Source organism: Streptomyces sp. MnatMP-M17 (assembly GCF_900091995.1).
GTDB lineage: Bacteria > Actinomycetota > Actinomycetes > Streptomycetales > Streptomycetaceae > Streptomyces.
Genome location: NZ_FMDK01000870.1, coordinates 1 through 8,007, shown reverse-complemented (window position 1 = coordinate 8,007; position 8,007 = coordinate 1). Strand labels below are relative to the sequence as shown.

Annotated in this window: 4 protein-coding genes and 2 pseudogenes; 2 read left to right on the top strand and 4 right to left on the bottom strand. The window is 70.4% G+C overall.

Features of this window, described 5'->3' with window-relative positions; all coding sequences use genetic code 11:
• From GA0115259_RS41315 to leuS, 4 genes and pseudogenes are all read right to left on the bottom strand, one after another.
• Positions 1-225: pseudogene (locus tag GA0115259_RS41315) on the bottom strand (hypothetical protein); the annotation flags it as partial.
• Between the two features lie 163 nt (positions 226-388).
• Complete coding sequence (locus GA0115259_RS32400; RefSeq protein ID WP_093603576.1) at positions 389-1,234, bottom strand: DegV family protein; 846 nt, start codon at positions 1,232-1,234, stop codon at positions 389-391.
• Positions 1,235-1,332: 98 nt separating this feature from the next.
• Positions 1,333-2,130, bottom strand: coding sequence for a hypothetical protein (locus tag GA0115259_RS32395; RefSeq protein ID WP_093603574.1), 798 nt, complete (start codon positions 2,128-2,130; stop codon positions 1,333-1,335).
• Positions 2,131-2,300: 170 nt separating this feature from the next.
• Entirely contained in the window at positions 2,301-5,177 is a 2,877-nt protein-coding gene (gene leuS, locus GA0115259_RS32390) for a leucine--tRNA ligase (protein ID WP_093603572.1), read from the bottom strand.
• Between the two features lie 482 nt (positions 5,178-5,659).
• Between leuS and GA0115259_RS32385 the strand changes: the two genes are divergently transcribed.
• Both GA0115259_RS32385 and GA0115259_RS32380 read left to right on the top strand, forming a co-directional pair.
• Positions 5,660-7,417: a ferric reductase-like transmembrane domain-containing protein gene (locus GA0115259_RS32385; protein WP_237540650.1), complete on the top strand. Its 1,758-nt coding sequence runs from the start codon at positions 5,660-5,662 to the stop codon at positions 7,415-7,417.
• Positions 7,414-8,007: pseudogene (locus GA0115259_RS32380) on the top strand (oxidoreductase); the annotation flags it as partial. The gene GA0115259_RS32385 and the pseudogene GA0115259_RS32380, both read left to right, overlap by 4 nt.

The window sequence follows — 8,007 nt, the reverse complement described above, 5'->3', positions numbered from 1 at the left end:
CAGCCGCTCACGCAGCGCGAGCCCCACCCGCGCACGCCTGCCGGTCCCCGCATGCCCGCCTTCGCCGTCATCGCCCGTAAGGAGCACGGGCGGTGGATCCGCCGCCGCCACGGCCGGCGGACCGGCGAAGAGAGCATCCGCACGGCGGCGCGGATGACGGGCACGGACATCGGAGCCCGGGGCACGACCGGGCCCGCTGGTTACGGAGCGTGTTCGGAGAGTCATGCCACAGAACGGTAGGCACTCCCGCCCGACCTCGCTCAGCAGCCCGAATTCCCGTGGACAACAAGCGCATTGTGGAAAACTCGGTCACCCGTAGGAGTGGCCTGCACAGCTACGAGTGGCCCGGCGCCCACGAGCGCCCACGAGCGCTCCCTGGCGCCACCGCTCAGCGCGGCGAGATCACCGCTCCCAGCAGCCCGGGCCCCGTGTGTGCCCCGATCACCGCGCCCACCTCGCTCACATGCAGATCCACCAGTCCCGGCACCCGTTCCCGCAGCCGCTCGGCCAGCGTCACGGCCCGCTCCGGCGCCGCGAGATGGTGTACGGCGATGTCCACACGGCTCGTGCCGGCCCGCTCGGCGACGAGCTCCTCCAGCCGCGCGATCGCCTTCGAGGCCGTACGGACCTTCTCCAGCATCTCGATACGGCCGCCGTCCAACTGCAGCAGCGGCTTCACCGCGAGCGCCGAGCCCAACAGCGCCTCTGCGGCACCGATACGGCCGCCTCGGCGCAGATAGTCCAGTGTGTCGACATAGAAGTACGCGGAGGTGCCCGCGGCCCGCTTCTCGGCGGCGGCCACCGCCTCGTCCAGCGTCCCGTTCCCCTCCGCGGCCTCGGCGGCGGCCAGCGCGCAGAACCCGAGCGCCATCGCCACCATCCCGGTGTCCACCACCCGCACCGGCACCGGCGCGCCCTTCGCCGCGAGCACGGCGGCGTCGTACGTCCCGGAGAATTCGGCCGAAAGATGCAGGGAGACGATCCCGGTCGCGCCTGCCTCCGCCGCGGCACGGTACGCGGCGGCGAAGACATCGGGACTGGGCCGTGAGGTGGTCACGGAACGCCGCTTCTGGAGCGCCAGTGCCAGTGAACGGGCCGAGATCTCGGTGCCCTCCTCCAGCGCGCGGTCACCGAGCACGACGGTCAGCGGCACCGCGGTGATGCCGTGCCGCTCCATCGTCTGTGGCGGCAAGTAGGCCGTGGAATCGGTGACGATAGCGACATGGCGGGACATGAGCGGGAGGTTACCCGTCGTCGCTCCCGGTCGGCAGCCCGGGCCCGTCCCAATGATCGATTCCGCCCAGGCCCCGGACCGTGTCCGGCCGATTCCGGTCAGTTGGTGGTCTCGGGCCTCGCTTGCCCGGTCCGCTTCTGCCACGGGTAGGCGATCCGCTGCCGGATTCCGGGCGGCTCGATGGCCTGCGTCTGCCCCTGCCCCGATCCCCGCCCTTCATCCGTCGCCCGGGGCTCGGCTTCAGGCCCGGTGGTCGGCCCGGACCCGTTCCCGGGCTCCGGCCACACCACATGCTGCTCGGACCGCTCGGCGCTCTCGGGCCACTCGCCCTGCCGTTGCGGCTCCGCCGCCGATGCCGACCAGTGCCGCAGCGCCCCCGACTCCACATCGATCTGGGCGCTCAGCGACGACAGATCGTCCTCCGCGAACTGCCGTGCCCGGTCCCGCGCCGCCCAGCGCAGCGAATCCGCCGAATGTGTGATCCGCTCCGTACGCTCACGCAGCTCCTGAAGGTGTTCGGCCACCCTGGCCCGGTCCGGATCGCGCTCCACCCGGCGCAGTTCCTCGTCCAGCTCACGCCCGTGCACACTGAGCCGCTGGAAGAGGGCGACCGACTCCGACAGCGAGGCGTCCTCCGCCACGCCGGCCTGGAGTATTTCCTGCGTCGCCCGCATCGAGGTGCGCAGCCGTACCCGGAGCTGAGCCAGCTCCCCGGCCACACCTATCTGGCCGAGGCTTCTCGCGCGCAGCGTGGTGTCCTCCACCGTGCGGCGCGCGTTCGAGAGCGTACGGTCGACGCCGCGCTTGGCCGCGCCGACGGCCTTCACGCTCACATACACCCCGAGTGACACGAACGCGACGAAGAGCAGCGCCAGGATCACGATGACGACCTCCATGGGCGCCCCCTTCGTTGTCGTTTACGCTCTCTCTCCACCGTAAACGGAACAGGCAGGTTGAGGGTTCCTGAGGAACCCCCAACCTGCCCGTAGGGGAAAGCCCTGCCTGTCCGCCCGCGCAGTCCGGCCCGCCTCCCCGGCGGGCCTCACGTGCCTGCGAACGCCGGCCCTTACGCGGGAACGATGTTCACCAGCTTCGGCGCCCGTACGATCACCTTGCGGATCCCACCGCCGCCCAGCGCCGCGACCACCGCCTCATCGGCCAGCGCCAGCGCCTCCAGCTCCTCGTCCGAGATCGACGGCGAGACCTCCAGCCGCGCCTTGACCTTGCCCTTGATCTGCACCACGCAGGTCACGGCCTCGTCCACGGCATACGCCGGGTCCGCGACCGGGAAGTCCTGGTACACGACCGAGTCGGAGTGGCCCAGCCGGTGCCACAGCTCCTCGGCGACATGCGGCGCCAGCGGCGCGATCAGCAGCACCAGCCGCTCGGCGACCGAGCGCGGCACCGGACGGCCCGTCTTGGTGAGCTGGTTGTTCAGCTCGGTGATCTTGGCGATGGCGGTGTTGAACCGCAGCGCCGTCATGTCCTGGGCGACTCCGTCGATCGCCTTGTGCAGCGCGCGCAGCGTCTCCTCGTCGGGCTCGGCGTCCACGACGGTGACCTCGCCCGTCGTCTCGTCGACCACATTGCGCCACAGCCGTTGCAGCAGCCGGTACTGGCCGACCACCGCGCGCGTGTCCCACGGCCGCGAGACATCCAGCGGGCCCATCGCCATCTCGTACAGCCGCAGCGTGTCCGCGCCGAACTCGGCGAAGATCTCATCCGGAGTGACCGCGTTCTTCAGGGACTTGCCCATCTTGCCCAGGACGCGGCTGACCTTCTCGCCCTGGTACCAGTATCCGCCGTCCCGCTCCTCGACCTCGGCGGCGGGCACCGCGATCCCGCGGCTGTCCCGGTAGACGAAGGCCTGGATCATGCCCTGGTTGTACAGCTTGTGGAACGGCTCGACCGAGGAGATGTGCCCCAGGTCGTACAGCACCTTGGACCAGAAGCGCGCGTACAGCAGATGCAGTACGGCGTGCTCGGCGCCGCCCACATACAGATCGACACCGCCGTGCGGCTGTCCCTCGCGAGGGCCCATCCAATACCGCTCGATGGCCGGATCGACCAGCTTCTCGCTGTTGTGCGGATCCAGATAGCGCAGCTCGTACCAGCACGAACCGGCCCAGTTCGGCATGGTGTTGGTCTCGCGGCGGTAGCGCTTGACGCCCTCGCCCCGGCCCAGGTCCAGCTCGACATCGACCCACTCCGCGTTCCGCGACAGCGGTGTCTCGGGCTGGGTGTCCGCGTCGTCCGGATCAAACGTACGTGGCGAGTAGTCGTCCACCTCGGGCAGTTCCAGCGGCAGCATCGACTCGGGCAGTGAGTGCGCCGTGCCGTCCTCGTCGTAGACGATGGGGAAGGGCTCGCCCCAGTAGCGCTGGCGGCTGAACAGCCAGTCGCGCAGCCGGAAGTTGACCGTGCCCTCGCCGATACCGCGCTCGGCCAGCCATTCGGTGATCTTCGCCTTGGCCTCGGCCACCGTCAGACCGTCCAGGGAGACGTCCGTACCGGTCGAGTTGATGACACGCGCGTCGTACGAGTCGAACGCGTCGTCCCACTCCGCCGGGTCGGTGGAGCGGCCGTCGGAGGGCTCCACCACACAGCGCATCGGGAGCTCGAAGGCGCGCGCGAAAGCGAAGTCACGGCTGTCGTGCGCCGGTACGGCCATGATCGCGCCCGTGCCGTATCCCATCAGCACATAGTCGGCGATGAAGACGGGCACCCGCTCGCCGCTGACCGGGTTGGTGGCATACGCGCCAGTGAACACACCGGTCTTGTCCTTGGCCTCGGCCTGCCGCTCGACATCGGACTTCGACGCGGCCTGCTTGCGGTACGCGCCGACGGCGTCGGCCGGAGTCGCGTGTCCGCCCGTCCACACGTCGTGCGTGCCCTCGGGCCAGACGGCCGGGACGATCTTCTCGACCAGGTCGTGCTCCGGCGCCAGCACCATGTACGTGGCGCCGAACAGGGTGTCCTGACGGGTCGTGAAGACGGTGATCGCGCCCGCGTCACCGACGGGGAAGTCGACGCGCGCGCCCTCGCTCCTGCCGATCCAGTTGCGCTGCTGGAGCTTGATGGCCTCGGGCCAGTCCAGCGCGTCCAGATCGGTCAGCAGCCGGTCGGCGTACGCGGTGATCCGCATGTTCCACTGGCGCAGCTTCGCCTTGAACACCGGGAAGTTGCCGCGCTCGGAGCGGCCGTCCGCGGTGACCTCCTCGTTGGCCAGCACGGTGCCCAGCCCAGGACACCAGTTGACGGGCGCGTCGGAGGCGTACGCCAGCCGGTACTCACCCAGGACGTCGGCGCGTTCGACGGCGCTCAGCGCACTCCAAGGGCGCCCGTCGGGAGTGGCGCGCTGCCCGCTCTCGAACTGCGCCACCAGTGTGTCGATCGGACGGGCCTTGTCGGCGTCCTTGTCGTACCAGGAGTTGAAGATCTGTACGAAGATCCACTGGGTCCACTTGTAGTAGTCCGGGTCGATCGTGGCCACGGACCGGCGCTTGTCATGTCCCAGACCCAGTCGGCGGAGCTGCGCCTTCATATTGTCCATGGCGGCCTCGGTGGATACCCGGGGATGCGTACCGGTGGCGACCGCGTGCTGCTCGGCGGGCAGTCCGAACGCGTCGAAGCCCAGCGTGTGCAGCACATTGTGCCCGGTCATGCGCTGGTGGCGGGCGAACACATCGGTGGCGATATAGCCCAGCGGATGCCCGACGTGCAGTCCGGTGCCGGACGGGTAGGGGAACATGTCCATGATGAACTTCTTGGGCTCGGCCACCAGCGCCGGATCGCCCGCCAGATCACCTGTGGGGTTCGGCGCCTCGTATGTGCCCTCGGCGTCCCAGAAGTCCTGCCAGCGTGCCTCGATGTCGGCGGCCATGGCGGCCGTGTAGCGGTGCGGCGCTGTCTGCTCGGCGGCAGCGGAATTCGTCTCGCTCATGATCCTCTGAAGCTCCATCGATCGTCTCTGCCGGCGGGGTTCGGCCGTGCCGTGCCACTCGGCGAGTGGCTGCGCCGGCCGGTGAACGAAAAAGACCCCTCACACAGGAGGGGACGCCGCGCCGATTCCGACCGGATTTCTCATCCGTCGGGACTGATCAGCGCGGCCCGCTAAGCAGAAGGCGTACGGCTCGCATGGCGTCAGGGTACCGCAGGGCCCCGACAGCCCGCACAGAGACCACCGGACGAGCACATGAGAAGCACGGGAGAGCCACGGGAGAGGCACGAAACGATCGTGGAACGGTCGGAGGCGGAAACCGTTACCCCGCGTATCGCCCCGTTCCGGGGCATCTCCCGGGCCGCCAGGAGTCGGGTAACTCACCTTCCCCCGGTTAAACCTGGAAACCGGGTACTGCCTGGTACGGCTCCACTTAGCATGCGGCAACGGGACCGCTTTCCCGAGCCCTTCGGAGTTGCCCCCTCATGAACCCTCAACGCAAGTTCAGCTCGTCGCTCTCCCTGGACCACGGCATGAGCCGGCAGGTGCAGGGGGGACTCACGGTCGCCGCGCTGGTACTGGTACCACTGCTCGCCGTCGCGGGAGGCGACGCCTTCCGTGCCGCACTCGACTTCACCACCGGAGTGCTGTCCCTGCTGTCCCTCACCGGGGCCGTCGCCTGGGGTCTGATAGCCACCGACCGGCTGCTGCTCTCCCCGCGCCACCGGCTGCTGGCCCAGGGCGTCCACCGGGCGACGGCGATCGCCTCGCTCGGATTTCTGCTGCTGCATGTCACTGTCAAGGTCGCCCTCGGGCATGTGGCGCTGCTCGGCGCGCTGGTGCCGTTCGGCCTCGGTGTCAGCGGTACGAACGGTCTCATCGGCTTCGGCTCGCTCGCCGGGCTGCTGATGGTCGTGGCCGCCACGACCGGCGCGATGCGCAGCGCCTTCGCCGTGCCCGGCCGGTTCGCGGGACGCTGGCGCTCGATGCACATGGTGGCCTATCCGGCCTGGTGCTTCGCGCTCGTGCACGGGCTCTACACCGGCCGTCCGGCCGCGACCTGGGTCATCACGATGTACTGTCTGGCCCTCCTCGGAGTCGCCGCCGCCGTGTCGGTACGGCTGCTGCCGCCTCCGCTCAAGCGCCGTCTCGCCGACCGGATCCTCACACTGACCGGCGGCGTCCGTGAGACGCCCGCCGAGCCCGAGCAGAACCGTCGCGATCTCGCGTCGGACCCGCTCCCGGGTGCGACGGGCATCCCGTCACAGCCCGGCTACCAGCAGCGGACGCTGCGTGAGCCCGCCGTCTCGGCGCAGCCGCTCGGATCGGCGCTGGGCCGGCCGCGTACACCACCGCGGCTCGCCGCTCCGGCGCCGCCGCTGTACGAGGCGACGCGATCGAGCGCGGAGCCCTACCCCGTGTCGGATCCGTTCAGCACCAGCACCAGCGGCACCAGCCCCGGCATCACTGAGTCGTTTCCACGGACGGAGTCCGGTACGGGACTCTCGGCCGGCTATCGCGCGGTCTCGCAAGGAGGTGAGCCGACCGCACGCATACCGACCGGCGAGATACCTCTCGCCGAACGCGTTCCGCTGACCGAGGAACTCCCGGTCATCTCGGACGAGCCCTCAGGCAGGCCCGGCTCCTGGCCCGCTCCGTCGCCGCCACGCCCGGCCGAGGCCTTCGCACCGCCCGCGTCGGCTCCGTACGACACCGGCGCGGTCCCCACCTACGGCCCGAACGCGTCCTCTCCGTACGACACCGGCGCGAAGGCCTCGTACGCGACGAGCGGCACGACGTCGTCCCCGTACGACACGAGTGGCGCCGGTACGCCGGTCTACGGGCCCGACGCGCCGTCCCCGTACGACACGGGCTCGATCCCGACGTACGACACGGGCTCCGTACCGGCCTACGGCAGCGGCGCTGCTCCCACGTACGACACCGGCTCCGTACCGGCCTATGACACGGGCGCGATTCCCACGTACGGCACGGGCCCCCTCCCCGCGTACGACACCGGTTCGATCCCCACCTATGACACCGGCTCCCTCCCTCCGTACGACACGGGCGCGGTTCCCACCTATGAGGGCACGGTCTCCCCGCCGCCGGCCTCCTCCGCCGCCCCGTCCCCCACACCCTCCGTGCCCTCGTCCGCGCCGCCGGACGGGACCGAGGCCTCGCCCGGTCCCCTCTATCCGCCCCCGGCCGGGGAACCCTGGCACGCACCCGCAGGAGACCGACCGTGAACACCCCTCTCCCCGATGTCCCCGAAGTCCGTGTCGTCGGGCTCCCCCAGCTCACCCAGGGATTCGACCTGGTCGAGCGGCTCGATCTGCCCATGCATCTCAAGGTCCACGGCCCGCTGGAGCCGGTGACCGGGGAACGGCTGGCGCAGCTCGCCGAGAACATGTCCCTGACCGGCCGCGGCGGCGCCGGATTCCCGTTCGCCAAGAAACTGCGCGCGGTGGCCACGGCTGCGATCCGGCGCGGTGTGCGGCCCGTCGTCGTGATCAACGGCAGTGAGGGCGAGCCCGCCTGCCGCAAGGACACGGTGCTGATCAACCGTGCTCCGCATCTCATCCTCGACGGCGCGCTGCTGGCCGCCGAGGCGCTCGGCGCCCGCACGCTGATCGTCGCCGTCACCCGTAACTCCACCGAGGTCTCGATCCGCGCGGCGCTCGCCGAGCGCGGGCTCTCCGACCGGCGCGGCCAGCAGTTGCGCGCGCGAGTGGTCCGTACTCCGGAGCGCATGGTCTCGGGCGAGGCCTCGTCCGTGATCCGCGCCATCGGCGGCGGTCCCGCCCTGCCGCCGGGCCGCCGTGAACGCGCCGCCGAG

Coding starts and splice junctions, on each gene's coding strand:
- leuS (WP_093603572.1), bottom strand. CDS start 5,177: ATGAGCGAGACGAATTCCGCTGCCGCCGAGCAGACAGCGCCGCACCGC.
- GA0115259_RS32385 (WP_237540650.1), top strand. CDS start 5,660: ATGAACCCTCAACGCAAGTTCAGCTCGTCGCTCTCCCTGGACCACGGC.
- GA0115259_RS32395 (WP_093603574.1), bottom strand. CDS start 2,130: ATGGAGGTCGTCATCGTGATCCTGGCGCTGCTCTTCGTCGCGTTCGTG.
- GA0115259_RS32400 (WP_093603576.1), bottom strand. CDS start 1,234: ATGTCCCGCCATGTCGCTATCGTCACCGATTCCACGGCCTACTTGCCG.